The sequence below is a fragment of the Emticicia sp. BO119 genome (assembly GCF_013912375.1).
In the GTDB taxonomy this organism is placed as follows: Bacteria; Bacteroidota; Bacteroidia; order Cytophagales; family Spirosomataceae; genus Emticicia.
In genome coordinates this window covers 50,603-72,687 of the sequence record NZ_JACETV010000012.1, presented here as the reverse complement: position 1 = coordinate 72,687, position 22,085 = coordinate 50,603, and the positions used below count along the sequence as shown (strand labels likewise).

17 protein-coding genes and 1 pseudogene are annotated in these 22,085 nt (G+C 40.3%); 14 read left to right on the top strand and 4 right to left on the bottom strand.

The genetic code is table 11. The annotated features are described in order from the left end of the window. Positions 1–337 precede the first annotated feature (337 nt). The 8 genes and pseudogenes from H1R81_RS25785 to H1R81_RS25750 all read left to right on the top strand — a co-directional run bounded on the left by H1R81_RS25785 (position 338) and on the right by H1R81_RS25750 (position 12,161). Complete coding sequence (locus H1R81_RS25785) at positions 338–964, top strand: hypothetical protein (protein WP_181843643.1); 627 nt, start codon at positions 338–340, stop codon at positions 962–964. Between the two features lie 85 nt (positions 965–1,049). Further along, a complete protein-coding gene (locus H1R81_RS25780) occupies positions 1,050–3,776 on the top strand; it encodes a CHAT domain-containing protein (RefSeq protein WP_181843642.1) in 2,727 nt (908 codons plus the stop codon). A 64-nt stretch (positions 3,777–3,840) separates the two neighbouring features. Further along, positions 3,841–4,071, top strand: a pseudogene (locus tag H1R81_RS27815) (LytTR family transcriptional regulator DNA-binding domain-containing protein); the annotation flags it as partial. A 274-nt stretch (positions 4,072–4,345) separates the two neighbouring features. Beyond that, positions 4,346–5,416: an alkaline phosphatase gene (locus H1R81_RS25770; protein WP_181843641.1), complete on the top strand. Its 1,071-nt coding sequence runs from the start codon at positions 4,346–4,348 to the stop codon at positions 5,414–5,416. A 367-nt stretch (positions 5,417–5,783) separates the two neighbouring features. Then, a complete protein-coding gene (locus tag H1R81_RS27690) occupies positions 5,784–8,873 on the top strand; it encodes a hypothetical protein (RefSeq protein ID WP_305040913.1) in 3,090 nt (1,029 codons plus the stop codon). Positions 8,874–8,881: 8 nt separating this feature from the next. After that, entirely contained in the window at positions 8,882–9,964 is a 1,083-nt protein-coding gene (locus tag H1R81_RS25760; protein ID WP_181843640.1) for a 3-coathanger stack domain-containing protein, read from the top strand. Positions 9,965–10,325: 361 nt separating this feature from the next. Next, positions 10,326–11,510, top strand: a complete 1,185-nt coding sequence (locus tag H1R81_RS25755; RefSeq protein WP_181843639.1) for an acyltransferase — start codon at positions 10,326–10,328, stop codon at positions 11,508–11,510. 270 nt (positions 11,511–11,780) lie between these two features. After that, positions 11,781–12,161, top strand: coding sequence for a T9SS type A sorting domain-containing protein (locus H1R81_RS25750; RefSeq protein ID WP_181843638.1), 381 nt, complete (start codon positions 11,781–11,783; stop codon positions 12,159–12,161). Positions 12,162–12,216: 55 nt separating this feature from the next. On the opposite strand, the gene H1R81_RS25745 is transcribed toward H1R81_RS25750, so the two are convergent. Beyond that, the gene (locus H1R81_RS25745) at positions 12,217–12,735 is read right to left on the bottom strand and encodes a GNAT family N-acetyltransferase (RefSeq protein WP_181843637.1); all 519 of its coding nucleotides are present in this window, start codon (positions 12,733–12,735) and stop codon (positions 12,217–12,219) included. Positions 12,736–13,135: 400 nt separating this feature from the next. On the opposite strand from H1R81_RS25745, the gene H1R81_RS25740 reads away from it, so the two are divergent. Continuing rightward, positions 13,136–13,450, top strand: coding sequence for a LytTR family DNA-binding domain-containing protein (locus H1R81_RS25740; protein ID WP_181843636.1), 315 nt, complete (start codon positions 13,136–13,138; stop codon positions 13,448–13,450). 225 nt (positions 13,451–13,675) lie between these two features. Here H1R81_RS25740 and H1R81_RS25735 read toward each other — a convergent pair whose 3' ends face one another. After that, the gene (locus H1R81_RS25735; RefSeq protein WP_181843635.1) at positions 13,676–14,575 is read right to left on the bottom strand and encodes an alpha/beta fold hydrolase; all 900 of its coding nucleotides are present in this window, start codon (positions 14,573–14,575) and stop codon (positions 13,676–13,678) included. Between the two features lie 135 nt (positions 14,576–14,710). Between H1R81_RS25735 and H1R81_RS25730 the strand changes: the two genes are divergently transcribed. After that, on the top strand, positions 14,711–15,946 hold the full coding sequence (locus H1R81_RS25730) for an alpha/beta hydrolase-fold protein (RefSeq protein WP_181843634.1): 1,236 nt from the start codon (positions 14,711–14,713) through the stop codon (positions 15,944–15,946). A 95-nt stretch (positions 15,947–16,041) separates the two neighbouring features. Here the strand turns inward: H1R81_RS25730 and H1R81_RS25725 are convergent, their stop codons facing one another. Continuing rightward, entirely contained in the window at positions 16,042–17,373 is a 1,332-nt protein-coding gene (locus H1R81_RS25725) for a hypothetical protein (RefSeq protein WP_181843633.1), read from the bottom strand. Between the two features lie 204 nt (positions 17,374–17,577). Between H1R81_RS25725 and H1R81_RS25720 the strand changes: the two genes are divergently transcribed. The 4 genes from H1R81_RS25720 (at position 17,578) to H1R81_RS25705 (ending at position 20,832) form a co-directional block, all read left to right on the top strand. Next, positions 17,578–18,642 (top strand): DUF3500 domain-containing protein, encoded by a 1,065-nt coding sequence (locus H1R81_RS25720; protein ID WP_181843632.1) that lies wholly within the window; start codon positions 17,578–17,580, stop codon positions 18,640–18,642. A gap of 111 nt (positions 18,643–18,753) precedes the next feature. Continuing rightward, a complete protein-coding gene (locus tag H1R81_RS25715) occupies positions 18,754–19,869 on the top strand; it encodes a lipase family protein (RefSeq protein WP_181843631.1) in 1,116 nt (371 codons plus the stop codon). 123 nt (positions 19,870–19,992) lie between these two features. Then, positions 19,993–20,256, top strand: a complete 264-nt coding sequence (locus H1R81_RS25710; protein WP_181843630.1) for a GlsB/YeaQ/YmgE family stress response membrane protein — start codon at positions 19,993–19,995, stop codon at positions 20,254–20,256. A 216-nt stretch (positions 20,257–20,472) separates the two neighbouring features. After that, positions 20,473–20,832, top strand: a complete 360-nt coding sequence (locus tag H1R81_RS25705) for a darcynin family protein (RefSeq protein WP_181843629.1) — start codon at positions 20,473–20,475, stop codon at positions 20,830–20,832. 67 nt (positions 20,833–20,899) lie between these two features. On the opposite strand, the gene H1R81_RS25700 is transcribed toward H1R81_RS25705, so the two are convergent. Beyond that, positions 20,900–22,060, bottom strand: a complete 1,161-nt coding sequence (locus H1R81_RS25700) for an acyltransferase (protein ID WP_181843628.1) — start codon at positions 22,058–22,060, stop codon at positions 20,900–20,902. Positions 22,061–22,085: the final 25 nt, after the last annotated feature.

The window sequence follows — 22,085 nt, the reverse complement described above, 5'->3', positions numbered from 1 at the left end:
TCTTAACGCTGAGTACTAAGAATTTCCAGCTACCATTACCCAGCTCAAATCTGACAGCTATTTCACTATCAGATAATACTATCCCTTGGTCTTTTTTAAATTTTTTGGCCAAATAAATCAATTGTTAACTATAAAACTAAATCCACATCCAATGAAGAATTAATCAGATAATTACCCCAGACAAAAGCTGTGTACTAAAATAGCCTTATAGCTACTACACCGACTGAAATCCTGAGCTGATACATATCAGCTAACGCTACTCTTTTGCCCTTTCTCAAGGGAAATGTGAGAACTTAAATTAAAATTATTAATCAAAAAAAACAAATCCTTTACAAAAATGGAAGAAATATGGAGTGCCGATTTTGCTGACTGGAAAATTGAAAACCAGGAGCTTTTTAAAGATGCTGTCTCATTAGAAGAGGGAACCCTCAGAATTTCTGATGCCGAACCACCAATGGTAAGCTATACACTAAGTTCGCCAATTATCAATGAATTGGAAAATCTGAATTATACCGACGATTTTACAGACATTGTGATTGTTGCCAATGTAAAATTGTTTATCAATCAGACTGATAACGCCTTTATTTGTATTCATAATTCAAATAATGATTTTTGGCTGAACTACCAGGTCTACGGCGACCCGGCGCAAATAAACAGCACACCCAATAGCAAAAACCTCTACGACATAATCGTACCTGTACTTACTTATGACAGCAACGAAGCCGCAGATGTTCAGGTAGTACTTAAGCCGCAGGCCAATAGCGACTACGACGTATTGGGAGCAGCTACACAATTGAAATTAAGATTAGTGATAGACCAGACTGTGTCTCCTCCACAAAAATCATATTTCGAGGTCAGAAGTCTGAAAATCATGGGGCAACCAGCCTCTGCTTTAGAAGCACTGGAGGGTAATCCTGATCCAGGTACAGGTGGGCCAAAAATTCCACCGCCGCCAATCAGATAATACCTTGTTGGTAATTCTAAAAAAATAGAATAAATTGATGGGTGCTTAACATTTGTTAAGTACCCATTACTTACCCTTTTCTTATATGAATAAAAGATTACTTACTTTTATTGGTTTCATTATATCAGGTCAGTTATTTGCTCAATGCCCTACAGACCTCAGCGTTGCCGAATCAATAAAGAAATTTGCCATACTTCCACCCGACCAGACTATCACTCAATTAGAAAAGCTATACAAAACTACATTGACCTGTAAAAATATTCAGGATTCTACGAGAGGCAACCTTTGCAATAACCTGACTTACTATTCTTACATAAAAAATAAGGCCGACAAAGCCCTATTATATAGTAAGCTAAGCCTTAAATACTGGGAAACCTACGTAAAACAAAAACCCCTTGGTCTTACCTACGCTGCCTACGGGGCAGCAGCATATCATCATTTGCTTCTTAGTTATTCAGAAGCCATCAGATATTATAGATTAACCATTCAATACACCAACGATCCCTACTGGAAAGGCTACTCGCTGAAATTAATTTCCGATCTGGAATTAGAATTAGGCGATTACGAAGGCATGCTCAATACCTTAAACAAAGCCGAAAGCTTTGCCGAAAACAACAGCCAAAGCCATTTATTACAGCTCATGAGCCAGATTTATAATAGCAAAGGTATTGCCTATAGCAGATTGGAAAATGAAAAAAAGGCCATTGAGAGTCTGCAAATAGCCCAGAACTTTTACCAGAAATCCTTTCAGATTTCAAAAACCGATGAGGGCGAACTAAAAGGTAATATACATGCCAACATGGGTATTAGTTATTATAACCTGAAAGACTTCCAGAAATCAGAGAAGAATTTCAAAAAAGCTGAACAAATCTTCATTCAGTATAAGTTCAATCATTTAATACCCATGCGGATTCATAATAATATGGGGCTTTTATATACAGCCTTCCATCATTATAAAGAAGCAGATTTGATTTTCGATAAGGCCATTAATGCCTTGAAAAATAAAAAAAGTGTAGAATTAAGCAGAGTATATCTCAATTATGCCACCAATCTAAGAGAAGAAAACAAAATAGATTCGGCTATCAGCAATTTAGAAAAAGCCATTGAGGCCTTTCCCTTATTAGATATAAAAAAACAGAATTTCAGCATAATCAGAAGTAAAAGAACACTTTTTTACATCTTGAGAGACTACGGAAAAAGCCTTTTAATAGCCTACCAAAAAACCAACAAGCCCGAGCTTCTGAGTCGCTCCGTTCAATACTTCTCCTACGCCGACCTTCTGCTTAATCTGATGCGGCAAGAACATCAGGGGGGGCAATCCAGGAGTTTCTGGCGCGAACACTCCCGTAGCCTTTACGAATCGGCCATTGAGGCCTGCCTACTGGCTGAAAACACGCAGAAAGGCTTTTATTTTTTTGAGAAATCAAGAGCGATATTGCTATTAGATAATTTAAAAGAACACAACGCACGACAACTACTATCAGCCTCTGAACAACAAAAAGAAAAAAAATATCAGGAACAGATTTTTGAACTACAAACCCAGCTCGAAAAAAAACCTGAGAATTCGGCAGAGTATAAAGAAATTGTCAGAAATCTGTCAGCTGTTAATGAAGCGTTTAACGACTTTAAAAAAGATCTGGAAAAACGTTTTCCGGCCTATTACGCTGCTAAATACAATGAAGACTTCAAAGATTTAGCTACTTTTCAGCAATGGCTCAGGACCAACCAGCACCAGGCGTTTATTACTTACTTTGTCGGCGATAGTGCCACTTATGCCCTGAAAGTAAGCCCCGAAATAACCAGGTTCATAAAAATTGCCGGAAACCAGCAAAACCTTACCACACAATTTCTGAACTTTTGCAGCAATATCGATTCTCTTAATAAAAATTTTACGGCTTTTCTGAGTCTTTCAAACCAACTCTATAATAACCTTATAAAACCCCTTGAAGTACCGGAAGGCAGAATTAGTATTTCTTACGACGACCATTTTTTGCCGTTTGAGGCACTCAGTCTTTCAGCTCAAAAAAATAATTTTTTGGTAGAACACTACGCTATCAGCTATGCTTATTCAGCCAACTTTCTTCTGAAAAGCATCGAAAAGAAAAACCAACCGGCAGCCTGGTTCAATAATATCTCTTTTTTAGGAGTAGCACCTGTTCATTTTGCAAAATCCCTTTCGGTTGATGACCTACCCTTATCAGCCGGTTCTATCCTTGCTATTGAAAAAACATTTAATGGGAGCCTGCTCATGAAAAACGAAGCCAACAAACAGTTATTCATGCAACAGTTCCCCGACTACCAGTTAGTACAGCTATACACACACGCCGATACCACTCAGAAAGGACCCGTTTTCTACTTGCAGGATGCGCCTGTGTTTCTGTCAGAAATTAATCCTGTTCAGGCTGTCAAAACCGAAATGATTGTTTTATCAGCCTGCAAAACAGGCTTAGGGAAAAATATCAAAGGCGAAGGAATTTTTAGCTTGTCAAGAGGATTCTCTGCTATAGGTATCCCCTCATTGATTACCACCCTTTGGAGCGTTGATGAGAAATCGACCTATACCATAACCGAGCTATTCTATAAGAATCTGAAAGCAGGAATGCCTAAAGACATAGCCCTGCAAAAGGCAAAACAAACCTTTATACAAGCTGATAATCGGAATATACTTCCTGTGCTTTGGGCATCCTCTATCCTGATTGGTGATACATCTCCTGTTGAGCAGTCAGATTGGTGGTTTATAGGATTATTAATTATCATTCTTTCAGGTGGCGGTTTATTCCTGTATTTAAGACAGCAAAAACAAAAACCATAAATACAGTCACCCGACCCAAAATTCATTAAAATTTACTCAATCACCATACACAACAACAGTAAATAAAAAAACAATTTTTACTACTACCCTGAAACACCATGCTAACAAAGAAAATCTAAGGCATTTTCTGCGTGTGCACCGGTCGTTTTTATTGAATCCACAGTATATTGTCGGCTTCCACAAAGAAGGTAAAAAAGTAAGTATTCAGGTGATAAACGGAAAGAAACTATCCGTCTCCAGGCGAAAAAAGCCACTCATTAAACACTTGAAAAAGCATAAATTCGTCACCGCCTGATTTTACATTTCTAAAAGCCATTAAATCCTATTGATGGCTTTTCATTCCTTCTTCCCATTCCATTCATTTATCGTTCTGCCATTCAGAAATTCATTTCTTAATAAAAAAATAACAGCGTTTTTCCATATTTCAGGCTTTAGTTTACTTCTTTTACTACATGAAGTTTTCAAAGGAGAGCTTCTTGTGAGAGGTATTGTGCAAAAGAGCTTTCTAATTGTTTCAATTGAAATCATCTGATCTCCCATCTCTGATCCATTACTTAAAATGCTTATCAATGAAAAAATCAGTACAGTTTATTTGTTTGCTATTCCTCACTCCACTCGTTTGTTTTGCACAAAAAGAAAAAAAAATTCAGCACCCAAAAAATATTATTTTATTAATAGGCGACGGCATGGGTACAGCCCAGATCTTTGCAGGAATTGCCACCAGTAATACTCCACTCAATATTGAAAGAAGTCGGGTTATTGGCTTTCATAAAAATCAGCCTACCAGTGGCTTCATTACAGACTCAGCGGCAGGTGCCACTGCTTTTGCCACTGGAGAAAAAACCTATAATGGTGCTATAGGTGTAGACAAAGACAAAAAAAGCCTGACTACGATTCTGGAAATTGCCGAGCAAAAAGGCCTGGCTACCGGATTGGTTGCCACCTGCAATATTACTGATGCAACCCCCTCATCATTTATTGCGCATCAGCCTGCACGAGCCATGATGGATGAAATTGCCGCCGATTTTCTTAAAACAGATATAGATGTTTTTATTGGTGGTGGTCGCAAACACTTTGCCCAACGCAAAGATGGTAAGAATCTGATTGAAGACCTGAAAACCAGGAATTATCAGATAGCCAACTCAATTGAAGAAGTGCAACAGGTTAAATCGGGTAAACTGGCGGGGTTTCTTGCCGATGAGAATCCGGTAAAAATATCGGAAGGCAGGGGTGAACAGCTATTAGTTTCAGTCAATACAGCTTTGAGTATTCTGAAACAAAATAAAAAAGGCTTCTTTATGATGGCAGAAGGCTCACAGATTGATTGGGGTGGCCATGCCAATGATGCACAATACATTGTAAACGAAATGCTCGATTTTGATAAAGCCATTGGCGCAGCCTTCGACTTCGCTGATAAAGATGGCAATACGTTGGTGATAATTACAGCCGACCACGAGACAGGAGGGTTTTCTATCAACGGGATAAAAGATGGTGTGATAGACGGAAAGTTTACTACCAAAAGTCATACAGGGGTAATGATTCCGGTTTTTGCTTATGGCAAGGGTGCTGAATTATTCTCAGGTATCTATTACAACAACGATATTTTCCATAAAATGCTGAAAGCATTTGATTTCAAATAAAAAATCATCGAGTGAGTCTTCTGTACTTATTTTCATAAATTCAGGAGACCTTCTTTTATCTACCCGATAGGCTTCTTTCAATAATCTTTTTTGCTGGTCACTACACATTTCTCCGTCAAAGTACATTGAAAAGCACTTAACACTTAATTGCTGTTTAACACTCACTCAATCAGCCTCTTTCCAGTAAAAAAAGTACTCAATGTCAATTTTGAGGAAAAGAATGTTCATTTTGAGTTAACATACTCTTTATTAAAAATGATAAATTTGAGTTTATTATAATAGCTACTCTCTGGTTTATTCAGACCTTTAGCATTTCCAATAGACTGTAGTTATCATTTGACCCAAAAACTCAACAATTCATTTTACCATGAAGAAACTTTACCAAATCTTTACCTTATGGCTCATCAGCTTTGGTGTTTTTGCCCAGGCACCACAGGGGATTCCTTATCAGGCAATAGCCCGCAATGCCAATGGCAATGTACTGGCAAGCCAGACTATTGGAGTAAGATTCACTATCTTCACAGGTAGTGCCAATGGTACTATTGCTTATGCTGAAAGGCATTCCACAACTACAAATGCACTTGGCTTGTTTACGCTTACCATAGGTGCAGGTACACCACAGACCAATACTTTTTCTGGAATCAGCTGGGGTACCGGAGCTAAATTTCTACAGATTGAATTAGACCCGGCTGGAGGTACAAATTATACAAATCTCGGTACAACCCAGATGATGAGCGTGCCTTATGCCTTATATGCAGAAACCAGCGGCACACCTGGAACTCCCGGCCCGACAGGAGCAACTGGTGCTACCGGACCTCAGGGTATTCAGGGTAGTACAGGGGCTACAGGTCCGCAGGGGACTCAGGGCAGTACAGGAGCTACAGGTCCGCAGGGGATTCAGGGTAGTACAGGAGCAACAGGGGCTACAGGTCCGCAGGGGATTCAGGGTAGTACAGGAGCAACAGGGGCTACGGGTCCGCAGGGGACTCAGGGCAGTACAGGAGCAACAGGGGCTACGGGTCTGCAGGGGATTCAGGGCAGTACAGGAGCTACAGGAGCTACAGGGGCTACGGGCTCGCAGGGGATTCAGGGTAGTTCAGGAGCTACAGGGGCTACGGGTTCGCAGGGGATTCAGGGTAGTACAGGAGCTACAGGGGCTACGGGTTCGCAGGGGATTCAGGGTAGTACAGGAGCTACAGGGGCTACGGGAGCTACGGGTCCACAAGGACCAACTGGATCTACCGGAGCAACAGGTACTGGAATCGCAGGTGCTACCGGAGCCACTGGACCACAAGGCCCAACAGGGGCAACGGGGGCAACTGGTACTGGAATCGCAGGAGCTACGGGAGCCACTGGGCCACAAGGACCAACAGGGGCAACGGGTACCGGAATTGCAGGAGCTACCGGAGCAACTGGCCCACAAGGACCAACGGGACCTACCGGAGCAACAGGTACTGGAATCACAGGGGCTACGGGAGCTACTGGGTCACAAGGACCAACTGGACCTACAGGAGCAACAGGTACCGGAATCGCAGGTGCTACGGGAGCCACTGGGCCACAAGGACCAACAGGGGCAACGGGGGCAACAGGTACTGGAATCGCAGGAGCTACGGGAGCCACTGGCCCACAAGGACCAACTGGACCAACAGGTACCGGAATTGCAGGGGCTACGGGAGCTACTGGCCCACAAGGACCAACAGGGGCAACAGGTACTGGAATTGCAGGGGCTACAGGAGCTACTGGCCCACAAGGACCAACAGGGGCAACAGGTACTGGAATCGCAGGGGCTACCGGAGCTACTGGCCCACAAGGACCAACTGGACCTACAGGGGCAACAGGTACTGGAATTGCAGGGGCTACCGGAGCTACTGGCCCACAAGGACCAACTGGACCTACAGGGGCAACAGGTACTGGAATCACAGGGGCTACCGGAGCAACTGGCCCACAAGGACCAACTGGACCTACAGGGGCAACAGGTACTGGAATCACAGGGGCTACCGGAGCAACTGGACCACAAGGACCAACGGGATCTACAGGAGCAACAGGTGCCGGAATTGCAGGGGCTACCGGAGCTACTGGCCCACAAGGACCAACTGGACCTACAGGGGCAACAGGTACTGGAATTGCAGGGGCTACCGGAGCAACTGGCCCACAAGGACCAACTGGACCTACAGGGGCAACAGGTACTGGAATCGCAGGGGCTACCGGAGCTACTGGAGCCACTGGCCCGGAAGGACCGCAAGGCCCGACAGGAGCAACTGGCGCAGACGGGCTTGCAACTATTAGCAAAAATGCCACTTTAACAGGAGACGGTACTTCTGGTAGCCCTCTTGGAATTAATCTGAGTAATTCAAACACATGGACTGCTAATCAAACATTTTCCAGTAGTTTCCTGATAACACAAAATGGGAATATAGCCATGACAAATAATAATAACAAGTCTTATGAGCTTCGGATTCAGGAACCTTCAGGATCCGGCACACAATACATTGGATTCAGTGCCCCCCCTGTTTCTTTTAATGGCAGGTATATCTTGCCTGCAGCAGTAGGAACAGTCGGACAGGTTTTAGCGATACAAGAAACCGATATGGGTGAAGGCAATGCTCAGACTCAATTAATTTGGAACACTCCGGGCAGCAGTAGCGCTGTTACAACTAACAGTACCCTAACAGGCAATGGGAGTTCAGGCAGTCCTCTGGGGATTAATCTTGGTAATAGCAATGTTTGGACAGGGGCAACAAATTCTTTCACGGGTTTTCTGGAAGCAAGAAATGAACCATTTGTTATCACGAATACTGATGATTCAGCTAACGAGATACGTATGCAGGAGAATTCAGGTAATGGCTCAAATTATACTGCTTTCAAGGCACCAGCCTCCATCAGTACCAATATGATTTACACGCTTCCGACTAATCTGGCTCAAACCGGAGATGTGCTGACAGTATCGAGTACCACTACACCAAGTAACCATAATGTAACGCTACAATGGGCTGCACCATCCGGCGGAAGTAGCTCATCGCCTGTATTTGTCCGTAAAACAACAGATGAAACGGTTAGCTCATCTACCACATTACAGGACGATGACCAACTGTTTGTAACATTGGCAGCCAATAAGACCTATCATATCAAGGGAGTGCTTCAGGCAAGAAGAACCAATACAGGATCGGGTGATGGCCTCAACTATAACTTTGCTTATTCTGGTACAACAACCAATGTCAGTATAGTACACTCATCTACCATTAAAGCTACTGATGTTACTTTTTCTTCAATCCTGAATAACCAGTTGGTTGGCAATAATGTAGATACAAGTTTAATAACCCCAACCCCATTTGAACTATATATTACAACCGGCACTTCAGGTACGTTCAAAATAAGATGGGCACAGTATCAGACAACAAATAATAATCCAACTGTAGTAGCAGCAGGGTCAATGCTGGTAGCAACACCACTTAATTAATGATTGTGATGAAAACAACATTCCTGTTTATCATATATAATGTATTATTAGGTTACAATGTTTGTGCGCAAAGTGTCAGCCCGCAGGTAATTGCCTCTGCGGGCGGCTATGCAGCCACCGGAAATGTGCAACTCTCATGGACAATGGGAGAAACTTTTATCACCCAACTTACTACACCTGCATTGTCAGTTTCGCAAGGGTTTCAACAGAATCTGAATATCTGCCTCAGTCTTGTTGACTATCGCTATGTAAAGGCCGGAAACCCCTACCAGAGTTTGTTTCCGTTGGTCAACAATATGGTAATCGACCAGATACCCGAACAGGTAAGTATTCTGGTAACAGATGTGTGCGATAATGTAGATATCGGGAGTTTTGAAATGAATATTCAGGGTCCCGAACTCAACTGGAATATCGTACAGAATGTTGCCCCGAATGCCTTGTTCGATAATCTCGGCGATAATGTTAATGGGCGTAATTTCATTCCGGGTCAATATACTCTGACCGTTACAGGTTATGCCGAAGACAACAAAGGGGGTGGGCTGACCTACGGTCCTGTAATTACTACTTTTACGGTTGTTGGCAATCTGGCAACCATTTCAATGCCAACACTTTCAAGTGCCAGTTTATGTGCCGGAAGTACGGTTGACGTCAGTTTTTCAACAACTGGTATCTTCAACGGCCCTGGCAATCAGTTTTTTGTACAATTATCAGAGCCAAATGGCAGTTTTGAGTTCCCGGCTATTATTGGCAGTAGTGCCGCCGCCGGAACCATCACCTGTACTATTCCTGCTAATACACCCGAGAGTGACAAATACCTTATCAGAGTAGTATCTTCCAATCAGGTTTATGCCGGTAACCCTGCACTTTCTATGGTAGATGTAAGCCCTGTCACTAAATATCTGATGAGCCCGACGGATGATATAATTTCGGGCAGCAGCACTCAGAAAGTAAGTAGTACTATTATTGCAGCAAACAAACTTGAGTCATCATCTGTGAACTATCAGGCAGGCAGAGCAATTGTACTTAATTCAGGCTTTGAGGTAAAGACAGGAGCAGTTTTTAAGGCAGAAATTAAAGGGTGTGGAAATTAAGATAAACTGAACTGACTAAATCTTAATTATCTGCTTCAGCAATAGCATTAGATTTCACATAAAAATATTTAAACCAGTTCAGGATAAGCATAGGCACATACCAGTTTGGTCTATGCTTATCTTAACATAGTCTATTTTCTTGCCTGTTGTGTAGGCGCAAATCATAAACAACAGATAATCCTGCTATATTTGTAATCACCAGGACGAAAATACTTAACCTTAAACGCATTACCACAGGCAGTACTGAATGCTCAAATATTCAGATACTAATCAGTTTTGAAGTACCCTTCAGTTTAAGCCACACCACCATGCAACTCTACCCACAAAAATGTGTCTTTGTTAGAAAATACAACCACATTTCATGACAAAACCTCTGAACCGGAATCTTTGGGTTGATTATCTACGCTCGGCACTTACTGTATTGGTAGTAGCACACCACGCAAGTCTGGCCTACACAACCTTTGCCCGATTCGATAAAGAAGCCTACATCAGCTCAACCCACCCTATTGTAGATGTCAGAAGATGGGTTGGTCTTGATATTTTCGAAAACTTTAATGATATATTCTTTATGTCATTAATGTTTCTGGTCGGAGGCTTATTCTTAGTCAGGAGCAGCCACAAAAAAGGAATTTATCTTTTTATCAAGGACAGGTTTTACCGCTTACTTATCCCCTTTATTACCTTAGGCACTTTCCTGATGTTAATTGCCTATTTCCCCGCTTACTATATTGCCAGAGAAAACACAGATTTGGTAGCTTATATCAAAGACTTCTTCCTCGTTGAGCAATGGCCTGTAGGGCCGCCCTGGTTTATCTGGGTACTGTTTGTTTTTAATCTGCTATTTATTTTACTAAATCGTGTTATCATAAAAACCAGCAAAAATACTGGCACTATTATTAGTTCTCTGCAAAACAAACCATGGTGGCTTTTTATACTTTGGTGGCTCATAACCTGGGTATTATATGTTCCGGTAGCCTACGCTATAGGCGCAGGCACCTGGACAGGCCTCGGCCCATTTGATTTTCAGCTAAGCCGGGTATTACTCTATTTCGGTTACTTTATGCTTGGAGTACTTATTGGTGCAACAGATTTCAATCAGCAGTTATTTTCTCTTACATCAGCTATTACAAGGAAATGGTGGCTATGGGTAATACTTGCCCTGACAGTTTATGCTATTTTAACCATAGTAGAACGCAAAAACATATTAGCAGACATGGTAAAGGCCAATCAGTTAGAGTCTTTCAGTGGATGGATGATTTACTTCAGTATTTATACAGCCTCATGCACACTAAGTAGCATCGCTTTCTTAACAACTTTCCGGAAATTAATCCATACCACATTCGCTTGGTGGGATTCTCTTGCTTCAAATGCCTATCTCATTTATCTGACTCACTATCCTTTTCTGATCTGGATTCAATTCCTGTTGATGCCTTATCATATACCTGCTTTTATAAAATTTCTCTTAACATTTATCTTTTCGTTAGCTTTAAGCTGGGGTTTAAGTAACTTGTTAAGAAAGATTAAACTTATTAATCAATATTTTTAACCATACCTCAATCATTGTCGGTGATGGTTGATAAATACTGTTAAATGATGAATATATAATCTTTGTAGATAAACTGAATAATTGAGAAGATATATATAAAAGACTTGTAAAAACACCCTTTTTTTGTCGACAAGCAACTAAATCAATACTTATACTATTTTCATCCTGTCTATCTACTGCTTTAATCTACTCTGATATTTTCTTAAAAAAATCTCATATACATTTGACTCAACAAAGGAAATTATTTATAAAATCTAAATTATCAGCAATATGAAAAAGTCATTCCTGTTTTTAGCCCTCAGCCTGCTTACAGTAGGTTTCAGTTTTGCAAATAGCAGAACAATTGCCAGCATTGCCGTTGCTGCCACAAAGTCAGACTCAAAAATCACCGTTCAGGATATTAGCAACTTACGTCTCAAAGTGCTTTTTGCAAACGTAGAAAGAAATACGGCAAGTATCGAAATCTATAATTCAAAAGGTGATGTATTTTATCAGGACCTTAGCGAAACCAATAAGCCACTGGTATTGAATGTATCACACTTAGATGATGGTGCCTATACCTTATCAATTACTTCGGGTAACGACAAACTATTCTATGATTTCAACATTGAGAGTCAGGTAACCCGCGTGGCAGTATTAAAAAATAAATAATTGGTTGTGGGGTAGCACAAGGGCAGGGGTCAAAAGGCCTTTGTCCTTTTTTTATCTATAATCTTAACCTGAAGCCAAAAACAGGCAATTCTCCTTGCATAAAATCCAGATCTTCCGATCTCGCAAACCCCATCTTTTCATACATTTGCCAGGCAGTTTGCATAGCTCTGGTAGAATGAATAATTACCTGTTGCGTTCCATTTGCTATAGCCTTTTCGATACAGATTCTGGTTAGTAATTTCCCAATACCTTCTCCTCTCCTCGACTGTTCCACTGCTAACAATCTGAATCCTGACGCATTTTTCTCTTCAGTAGCTATCCCACCTGAGCCATAATATTGCATATCATTAAAATAAACTGCACCGCCTGCAATTTTGTCATTCTTATCAATTGCAACCAGAATCTCGGTTCCGGGTTTCAAAGGCAGAGTCCCGATATTCGCTAACATCGCATAATACTGAGGTTGTTCCTCTGGTTTAGGGAATCCCTCTAATTGTGAATATACCCGCACCATCAATTCTCCTACTCTATCATATTCTTCCGGTCGTGCATTCCTTACAATATAGGTATTCATTCTCGATGACAATAATGTTTCTAAAGGCATAATCCTAACAACAGGAAACCCGTTCCTTTAAGGTAGCTCAATACACACCACAAAGGTACTTTAGACGTAACCAATAGAAAAAAGTCACAAAAAAATTTATCTTTAATATTTCAACTTCAGTTACCCAAGCCGATAGGACACTACCTTTGTCGTAGCAAGAAGTTGATGTATTCAAAACAGGAGCCTTTAATCAGCCCTACCAATTATTCTCTAAAAACTACTGAACAGTCGTTTTTCCGTGTTATATGCTTCATTATTTCTTCAAATGTTCAAAATGAGTAAAAGAATGTCAAAAATGCGCTAACACTTACTTTACCTGACAACTTAGCTTTGTAGTATTAATTATCTATTGAAATCTACCTCGAAAGCCATGAACAACGATTTACTCATTACTATTGATAAACGCATGACAGTGCAGTCAAGCAAAATACTCATGCTCAAAGCAGACATTAATTACACACATATTCTGCTTGACGACGGCAGCACAATAATCTCTTCCCGAACATTAGGGATATTCGAGAAAAGATTATACAGTTATTCGTTTTTCCGGCCCAACCGCTCTGTTATTATTAATCTCAAGTATATAGCGAGTTTTCAGAAAGAATCCTTTACAATCAGAATGGAGAACGATGAACTCATCAGCATATCAAGAAGAAGAACCAAACAATTTCTTAAAAGAATTTGACAGGTTTCCTCAAAAAGACCTTTCGTGGTAGAAAGAATAGGATTACAGAGAGCGAATTCATAGGGCAATTTATGGATTCCTCTCTTTCCTGTAGCTCTACACAAAAACAGTTTCAGGATCATAACTACCATAAATAAATTCTCAATTCATTGTATCAAATCCTTTATTGCTATTGAGTGAATAACACAGCGAGGAATCTGATGCCGTTTCAGATTCCTTATTTTCTTATAGACCCTCCAATAACAATCTGATATTTGCAATCACAGCTTTGGCATCGTCTCTATGAATGTAATGCCCGCTATTAGACAAGTAAAGCAGCGCACCTCCTTTGCCAGAAGAGTGAATAAATTGTAACCAACGTTCAATATTTTTTGAATTTTTTACATGGAAGAATCTTTCATGATCATAATCCTTGCTCCGGTTGGCAGGAGGGACTTCAAATTTACCTCCTACAAAAAAGTAAATCGGTACATTAGGCAATGGCAGATTTTTTACCTCAGCAAAATCTGTACGCCTGAGTTCCCCTAATTCCTGTCGTTCACTCCAGGGCCCGAAATTCAGAGAATCCGAGCGGGAAGCCAATTGCTTTGGTTGATACAGTCGGTTATACATCATCTCGTCAATCCGTTTTTCGGGCACGCCTATTTCTCTGAAAATCTGATTCCAGTCGTCTTTTGACTCTGTAAAATCAGCCGGGTCAACAAAAACCAGCCCCGCTATATCATCAGGATAATACCCCGCAAAACTTCTCGCATATAACCCTCCCATTGAATGTCCCACAACCACATAAGGCGGGGCTATATTCAGTGTTGTTAATAAAGCTTTCAGGTTTCCGGCAGTTATTTTTGGCGTTGGCATCTGATATATCTTGTCCGATTTCTCAACTCCTTGTCTGTCATAAGCCATAACAGGAGCAGTTTTGGCCAATTCGTCAATCACCGTATTCCAGCTACCAATGCCTACTCCCATGCCATTTTCAAAAATAAGTACAGGGGCATTGGCTTTCCTGTTTTCAAAACCTTTGGTATAAACTGCAAAATTTTTGCCGTTTACATTGACTAATTTTTCCTGAGCATAGGAATTGCATATAAGAACAATTGCAAAGAAGGTAATTAGTATTTTCATTGTAAGTTTAGTTGAACTAATGATGGATTATGTCCGGCAAGATAGTAAAATATTGAAAATATTAATGTAATTTTTCATCGGATAAATTCTGTCTTATTCAAATCATTTAACTGACCCTTAATCTTACTGACCCTTATGAAAAAACTGCTCTTATTACTACTGACCTTTGGTTTCTTCTCAAACGATAGTTGTGCTCAGGCCGACGACAATATAGTATTGGGTAAAAATGACAAAATCTATTCAAAAATACTGAATGAAGACCGCCGGATTATGGTATATGTACCGAATGGCGAAATGGGTATTTATTCAAAAAAGAAGTATCCGGTTGTGTATTTGTTAGATGGAGATGCCCATTTTTATTCAGTTGTAGGTATGATTCAGCAATTAAGTAGTGTCAACGGCAACACTATTTGCCCTGAAATGATTGTAGTGGGTATTCCAAACACTAACCGGACGAGAGATTTGACACCCACCCATGTAGACGTTGACCTACCCTATATGGATAGTACTTTCTCAAAGCCATCGGGCGGAGGGGAGAATTTCATGGCATTTATTGAAAAAGAGCTTATACCTCACATTGATTCCCTTTACCCTACACAGCCTTATAAAATGTTGATCGGACACTCGTTTGGTGGCTTAACTGTTATGAATGCCCTGATTAATCATACCAGCTTATTCAATGCCTACGTAGCCATAGACCCCAGTATGTGGTGGGATAAAATGAATTTTCTGAAAACGACTAAAAAGGCTTTAACCAATAAAAAATATGCCGGAGTCTATCTATATTTAGGGATAGCCAACACGATGTCAGATGGGATGACGGTTGCTCGGCTTCCTAAAGATAATAATCCTGATAATAACCATATCCGCTCAATTTTTGAATTAGATAATCACCTCAAAGCCAGTAAGCAGAATCAGTTAAAATACAAAAGCAAATATTACAACACTGACGACCACAGCTCAGTACCGCTTATCACAGAATATGATGCCCTTCATTTTATTTTCAGCTATTATCCAATAAAACTTACCTCCAAAGATTATAATGATAGCACCGCTGCTTCGGTAGATAAATACCAGAAACATTATGATCTGGTTTCTAAAGAATTTGGCTATACCATAAAGCCCAATGAAGATTTGATTAACGGCATGGGCTATAATGCGCTTGGACAAAAGCATTATCAGAAAGCGGAAAGGCTCTTCAAAATGAATATAGCTAATTATCCTGAAAGTTTCAATGTCTATGATTCTTATGGTGATTATTTTGTAGCGAAAAAAGACACTGCCCATGCTATCGAGCAATTTAAGAAAACCTTAGCCATTAAAGAAGTTGCTGAAACAAGGAAGAAACTGGAGGAGTTGACTAAAAAATGAATATTTCTAAGCATGTATCATAATTGATAGAGACATAACACTTCGCCGCGCAATGTATTATGTCTCTATCAAAAACAAAAACTGAATTTAAAATATTACTGACACTGACAATTAGTAGTTGGTGTACTCACAACGCCCATCAGACAAGGAGCACTACCAATATACCTGCCTGAGTGCCTACCTATGCTCTGGCAGTACTTCTGGCATTCAGTATCGCACGCTGAGCCACCAACAGTCGTATCTGTTACAGCAGCCCCTGGCGAACAGGTGCAACAGCAATCACTCAAAGCAATTGCCCAGAGTAATTGCGCTTCGATACCTGTAATCTGGGTATGGGCCAATATAGAATTCATACTTCCCAAAGTTACCATAGAAAATCCTCCGAAGTTGAACTGAGGGATACACCGGGCATAAGGTGCTAAAGCACTACTGGCTGTTGTTAAATGATTAGCAATAACTGACTGAATATTCGCAGGCATCGGTACTGCCCTACATTGCTGACTACTTGCCCACGCCTGTGCAGCACCTAAATGCACACCCCCAACATATAATGAAAGCATATTAACACCATTATCACAACTCAAACGCAGATTTTGCACAACTGTCTGTAAATCTCGTATAATACCTTCTGTTTGCTGAACAATTTGTTGGGATGAAGCCGAAGGCAACATACCTCTTAAAGTAGCAATACGGCTTCTGTCAAACACAATACAACCCATCATTTCTATGGTTGAGTTAAGCAACACAAGAGCGGCATCACAAGCAGCAATAGCTTCGGCCGACAACCTTCCCGGTTCGGTAGCTGCCCTGCCCCAGACAGTTCCTAACGACTGCGAAGCATAATAAAAAGTTGATAATTCGCCTCTGCAAAGTTTCTTGGTAGTACCGGTTACCACTGGCCCACTGGTCCCTGTCTTGGTCCATACCTGATTACTCCAGTTAAGCTGGCTTCCGTTTCCAGAAATATTGGCTGTAGCATTACTCCATTCAGGCACTAATACAGAGGCTGTTCCGGTAAAATATCCGGCAATCTTTTTGCCCTGATAATTAATAAAGAAAAAGATATTATCCTGCTCAATAGTATAAGCTCCCTGCCCATTGACTGACCAGCTCCCGCTAATATTTGGGAATCCAGAGAAAGGACTCCTCGTCCAGAGCTGGTTATTCCATAAGATTGCCTGCCCGTCAGTCGTGAGCACTGCTGCTGTATTCCACTCTTTGGCATAGATTGAATAATTATTAGTAAAATACCCGTTACTACTGGCTCCACTAATCGCAAATACTATATTATTGCCATTCTGTGAGATACTCGCCCGTTGGTCAGCCTTTCCATTAATATACCAGTTACCACTTAAAGAAGTTTGTGCCAGAGTCAACTGCGAAGAAATCAAACCTGCAACACATAAGAACCAACGGAAAGTTTTCATTGAATTAGTTTTGGAATAAAGAATGTAAAGGAAGAAGGGCTTCCTGATAGATTGCCTAAAAATAGCGTAACAATAGTAGTCATGGCAATCCCCTCAAGAGGGGATATTTTATTGAGCAGATACCATCAATAAAGATACATTTTAATAGATTCCATTAAGACATTTTGTTTTTTTCTCTTAAATTCCCAAAAAATTCAACTGCTCATGAAAAAACCTCTACTATTATTTATCTATTTGCTTATCATTAGCAAAGTTTATTCACAGGCCAATCAGTCTTTAGTCGTGGCTACTAATCAGTTTCTGAATACCCTCAATGCCGAAGAACTGAAAAAAACAACCTATGATTTTAAGGATACACTTCGTCACAAATGGACAAACCTACCGGTTGGTTTAGTACCCCGGCCGGGTATTCAGTATGGCTCCCTCTCAGATAATAGTCGGCTGGCATTTCATCGGGTACTTTCTGCGGCATTGAGTTCACAGGGTTATCTCAAAACCACAAGCATTATGGCCTTAGATGATATTCTGAACGCACTCTATCAGGAAAGTTTCGATAAAGGAAGAATCAATGGAGAGATGCTGAAAGAGATGCAGAATCTGAAATGGGGCCATGGCAATTATTATATTTCTGTCTGGGGTAAACCAGCGGCAAACAGCGTTTGGGGTCTTAATTTTGGCGGGCATCATATAGCACTCAATATCACTGCTGATGGCCCACATGTTTCTATGTCCCCTTATTTTATCGGTACCGACCCCGCAGAAGTAAAATTCGGCAAATATTCAGGCTTACGTGTATTAAGTAAAGAAGAAGATTTTGGATTTATGCTCATCAATTCTTTTTCTGAATTACAAAAATCGGTAGCTATACTCAAACAAAATGTTCCCGAAGATATTATTACCTCGCCACAGGGTAGCCAGCGCATTACCAACTATTATGGTATTGCTGCACAACAATTTGACGAAGCCCAGAAAACCATTCTTAAACTATTGATTCAGGAATATACCCACAATTTTGAGCATACTAAAGCCCACCAGCTTATTGAAAAAATCATGCATTCGGGCATCGAAAAAGTTTACTTTGCCTGGATAGGTAGTTTAGAAAATAACAAACCCCATTATTATATTATCAATGGCCCTGATTTTATGATTGAATATGACAATGCCGGTTTCGACAATGACGGCAATCATATCCATGCCATATTAAGAGAAAAAGGAAATGAATTCGGAGAAGATTTGCTGAAGCAACATTACCTGCAATCAAAACATTAAACAAATCAACGGCCTTCACAGTTTAAGCAATAGCATTGGTAAATAAGCCTTTTAGTGCCTCTGTTTTCAATAGCTAATATAGATAACCTGAACACCGTAAAAACCTTTATCATGCCATCGAAAAAAAGTCACTTTACGCTTTTAATGTGGGGTTTATTTATTTCTCAAACTGGTCTTGGGCAATTACTCCAACCCGGGTTCAACAAAGCAGAATACATCGAAACCCTCAAAATTAATCAGAAAGTACATATTGCACTTAGCAAATGGACTAATCCAAGTGATGTTCCAGACCCGCAAGACTACAATTTTCTATATCGCTCACCAGTCGTGGCTTTCGACAATATCTGGGACTTATGGGTTCATAAAACCAAACCATTGGCTGTTGTTTCAGTCCAGGGCAGTATCCAGACAGAGGCCAGTTTTTTAGCCAATCTTTATGCTGCCATGATTCCGGCCAAAGGAGAATTGCAGTTAGACAAAAATTTTAAATTTACCTATACACTTTCAAACAATCCGAATGCGGCAGTGCATGTAGGCTGGTTTGTAGCAATGGCCTATTTATCAAAAACCCTAAAACCCAAAATAGATTCATGCTATAAAGCAGGCATTAAAGACTTTATCCTGACGGGCCATAGCCAGGGAGGAGGCATTACGTTTCTGCTTAATGCTTATCTCGAAAACCTTAAAGCTGAGAAGAAACTCCCGCCAGACATCAGGTTCAAAACTTATTGTAGTGCAGGGCCAAAACCTGGCAATCTGTCTTTTGCCTATGATTATGAAAACATGACCCAGGGGGGTTGGGCTTATAATGTAGTAAATACAGCAGATTGGGTACCTGATGTACCTTTTACTGTGCAAACTGTTGACGATTTTACTGCCGTCAACCCTTTTCGTGGGGCAAAAGCCATAATAAAAAAACAGAAGTTTCCGAAAAATATAGCTTTAAAACATGTGTATAAGCAAATGAGTAAACCCAGCTTTAAGGCACAAAAAAACTACCAGAAATACCTGGGAAAAATGGTTTCGCTGGCCGTAAAAAAGCAGATTCCCGACTTCATTACACCACAGTATTACAACAGCAATTATTATGTAAGAACAGGAAATACTATTGTATTAATGCCTGATGAAGAATATTTTAAACTGTATAATAACAACCCTGACAACCCCAATATCTGGCAACATCATCTGCCAAAGCAATATTTGTATCTGATTGAGAAAATGAAGTAGCAGCCTGCCTAATATAAAAATATAAAGAAAATTTATAAATATTTTCTGAAAACTGAAATTTATGGTAAATTTTGAGTCTCAAAAGCATTACACCTCTTTTTTAAACCATAAACCCCTCAGAAAATGAACCTGATTATCACCATTATTGTAGGAGCCATTGCAGGCTGGCTGGCTGACCTCGCCTTTAAAAGTTTCAGTTTATCACTTTTCTATCAGATTCTCTTAGGTATAGCCGGAGCCCTCGTAGGCCATTGGCTATTAGATGGTGAGCTCCACACCATGTTAGGCTTGCCTGATATTTTAAGCCGTATTGCTGAGGCATTTGTAGGTTCAGCTGTTATTTTACTGGTAGTGATGCTATATAGACGATACAGCAAAAAAGCCTGATAGTGTTTCAATGAGATTAGCACTACTTAGTTGCTAATCTCATTTTATTCGTTACCCCGGCATCCTTCCCCTATACTTCTTTTGTTCTCCAATCTTCTTCTTTTATATATTTTAAATAGCATTCCATTTATTAACCTATGTTAATGCCATCTGCAAAAACCTTTCTCAAATTTGTAGCATTAACCATTCTTCAGAAATAACCATAATCTCTTGAATATGATGGAGCTAAAAAAATCATATACTATACTAATATTAATGAATGCTACTCCTCAGTGGTTATCTCTTACAAGAGATCAAAGAAGCCTGTTCTTCGAAACACAGCTGTTACCTGTTTTGCACAAAGTCGGGCCATCTCTTGAAGTAAGGTTTTTCGATAGTGAATACTTCCATGCCAGAATTTCAGACTTCCTCATCGTTACAACCCATAACCTCAATCAATATAAACTACTGATAGAAATGCTTCGCGACACTGAAATTTATGGCATACCCTATTTTCATATTGTTGATATAATCATTGGGCAGGAAAACCTTTTTGAAGATTTTAACAAGGAACTCAGGAAACAAAAAACTGATTAGTATTCTACAGAGGTTTTTAAGGCCGGGTTTATAATTTTGAATCCTGCCTTAACAATCCCTAACGCTATTACTCAACCTGAAATACCCTGTGTTTTTCTGTTTTCAGCATCTTATCTCGCAATTTCAGAAATGGTTTCTCAACCAATCTGTTCAACAGCCATGCGCCTGTTATAGATGTAAGCACACACAAGACAAACATCAATACACTCTCTTTAGGTATATCCAGTTTTGAAAGTTGCTCCTGTGAAACGTGCACAACTATCTTATGTATCAGGTAAACCGCATAAGATAATGTGGCAATACCAGACGTTATTTTTGATGGAAAACGATACAAAAATACCTTCGGGTTAATGGCTGCCATTACGACCAAACCATACCCCAGGCTAATAAGCGGAAACCCAAAAATCGATGCCCCGAACGAAGCCTGATTTTCGCAAATAAAATAAGCTCCGGTTAGCAAAGCAATCCCAGCCAGCAGTAAATAATTACCATAGTTCTGAATCTGTTGTTTTAATTGCGGCCTGAATTGAAAAAGCGCAGCAATCGAAACCCCAACCAGTAAGCCATCCAGACGGCTATAGGTAGGATAATAAATCCATTTATACCAGATTATCCAGAAACCATCGCTATTGATACCTGGCTCAACAAAATTATACCACATATATAGCCTTGCACAAAAGCCTGCTATAAAAAAGAATAACAGTAATTTGGCTCCCTGTTTCATAGCTTTCAGATAACCCAGCCCAATCAACAACAAGGGCAGAAATAAGTAAAACTGCTCCTCAATACAAAGCGACCACGCATGAGAGAATGTACCTTGCTTACTTACATCAAGCCCAAGATTTTGCGTAAATGTCAGGTATTTCCACAAAGGTGCAGGAGCTTCCCTCTCTCTGATTGATGGCCATAAAAAATACAAAGCAACAACTACCAGATATGCGGGAATAATTCTGAAAAAGCGTTTCAGAAAAAACACTTTGAATGAAATCTTCTCTTGCCTGTCAACTTTGGCAAAGAGTTGCGAAGAAATCAGATAGCCGCTCAGAACAAAGAAAAGATCAACACCCGTCCAGCCGAACTTCCCGATTGTATAAAGCCATTCAGGGCTTGGAAACAGGAGGCTGTAATGAAACAGGAAAACATAAAAAATAGCAAAAGCACGCAGATGGTCAAGCCCGAAGAGCCTGTAATTATGCGGGAGTTTTTCAACTCCGGGAGTAAGAGTCATACAATTTTAAGTGTTAATCAGGAAA

What these genes read in the sequence shown, in the direction of transcription:
- H1R81_RS25720 (WP_181843632.1), top strand. Translation starts at nt 17,578, where the DNA reads ATGAAAAAACCTCTACTATTATTTATCTATTTGCTTATCATTAGCAAA.
- H1R81_RS25785 (WP_181843643.1), top strand. Translation starts at nt 338, where the DNA reads ATGGAAGAAATATGGAGTGCCGATTTTGCTGACTGGAAAATTGAAAAC.
- H1R81_RS25725 (WP_181843633.1), bottom strand. Translation starts at nt 17,373, where the DNA reads ATGAAAACTTTCCGTTGGTTCTTATGTGTTGCAGGTTTGATTTCTTCG.
- H1R81_RS25750 (WP_181843638.1), top strand. Translation starts at nt 11,781, where the DNA reads ATGAAAAAGTCATTCCTGTTTTTAGCCCTCAGCCTGCTTACAGTAGGT.
- H1R81_RS25715 (WP_181843631.1), top strand. Translation starts at nt 18,754, where the DNA reads ATGCCATCGAAAAAAAGTCACTTTACGCTTTTAATGTGGGGTTTATTT.
- H1R81_RS25745 (WP_181843637.1), bottom strand. Translation starts at nt 12,735, where the DNA reads ATGAATACCTATATTGTAAGGAATGCACGACCGGAAGAATATGATAGA.
- H1R81_RS25700 (WP_181843628.1), bottom strand. Translation starts at nt 22,060, where the DNA reads ATGACTCTTACTCCCGGAGTTGAAAAACTCCCGCATAATTACAGGCTC.
- H1R81_RS25760 (WP_181843640.1), top strand. Translation starts at nt 8,882, where the DNA reads ATGAAAACAACATTCCTGTTTATCATATATAATGTATTATTAGGTTAC.
- H1R81_RS25770 (WP_181843641.1), top strand. Translation starts at nt 4,346, where the DNA reads ATGAAAAAATCAGTACAGTTTATTTGTTTGCTATTCCTCACTCCACTC.
- H1R81_RS25780 (WP_181843642.1), top strand. Translation starts at nt 1,050, where the DNA reads ATGAATAAAAGATTACTTACTTTTATTGGTTTCATTATATCAGGTCAG.
- H1R81_RS25740 (WP_181843636.1), top strand. Translation starts at nt 13,136, where the DNA reads ATGAACAACGATTTACTCATTACTATTGATAAACGCATGACAGTGCAG.
- H1R81_RS25710 (WP_181843630.1), top strand. Translation starts at nt 19,993, where the DNA reads ATGAACCTGATTATCACCATTATTGTAGGAGCCATTGCAGGCTGGCTG.
- H1R81_RS25705 (WP_181843629.1), top strand. Translation starts at nt 20,473, where the DNA reads ATGATGGAGCTAAAAAAATCATATACTATACTAATATTAATGAATGCT.
- H1R81_RS25735 (WP_181843635.1), bottom strand. Translation starts at nt 14,575, where the DNA reads ATGAAAATACTAATTACCTTCTTTGCAATTGTTCTTATATGCAATTCC.
- H1R81_RS27690 (WP_305040913.1), top strand. Translation starts at nt 5,784, where the DNA reads ATGAAGAAACTTTACCAAATCTTTACCTTATGGCTCATCAGCTTTGGT.
- H1R81_RS25730 (WP_181843634.1), top strand. Translation starts at nt 14,711, where the DNA reads ATGAAAAAACTGCTCTTATTACTACTGACCTTTGGTTTCTTCTCAAAC.
- H1R81_RS25755 (WP_181843639.1), top strand. Translation starts at nt 10,326, where the DNA reads ATGACAAAACCTCTGAACCGGAATCTTTGGGTTGATTATCTACGCTCG.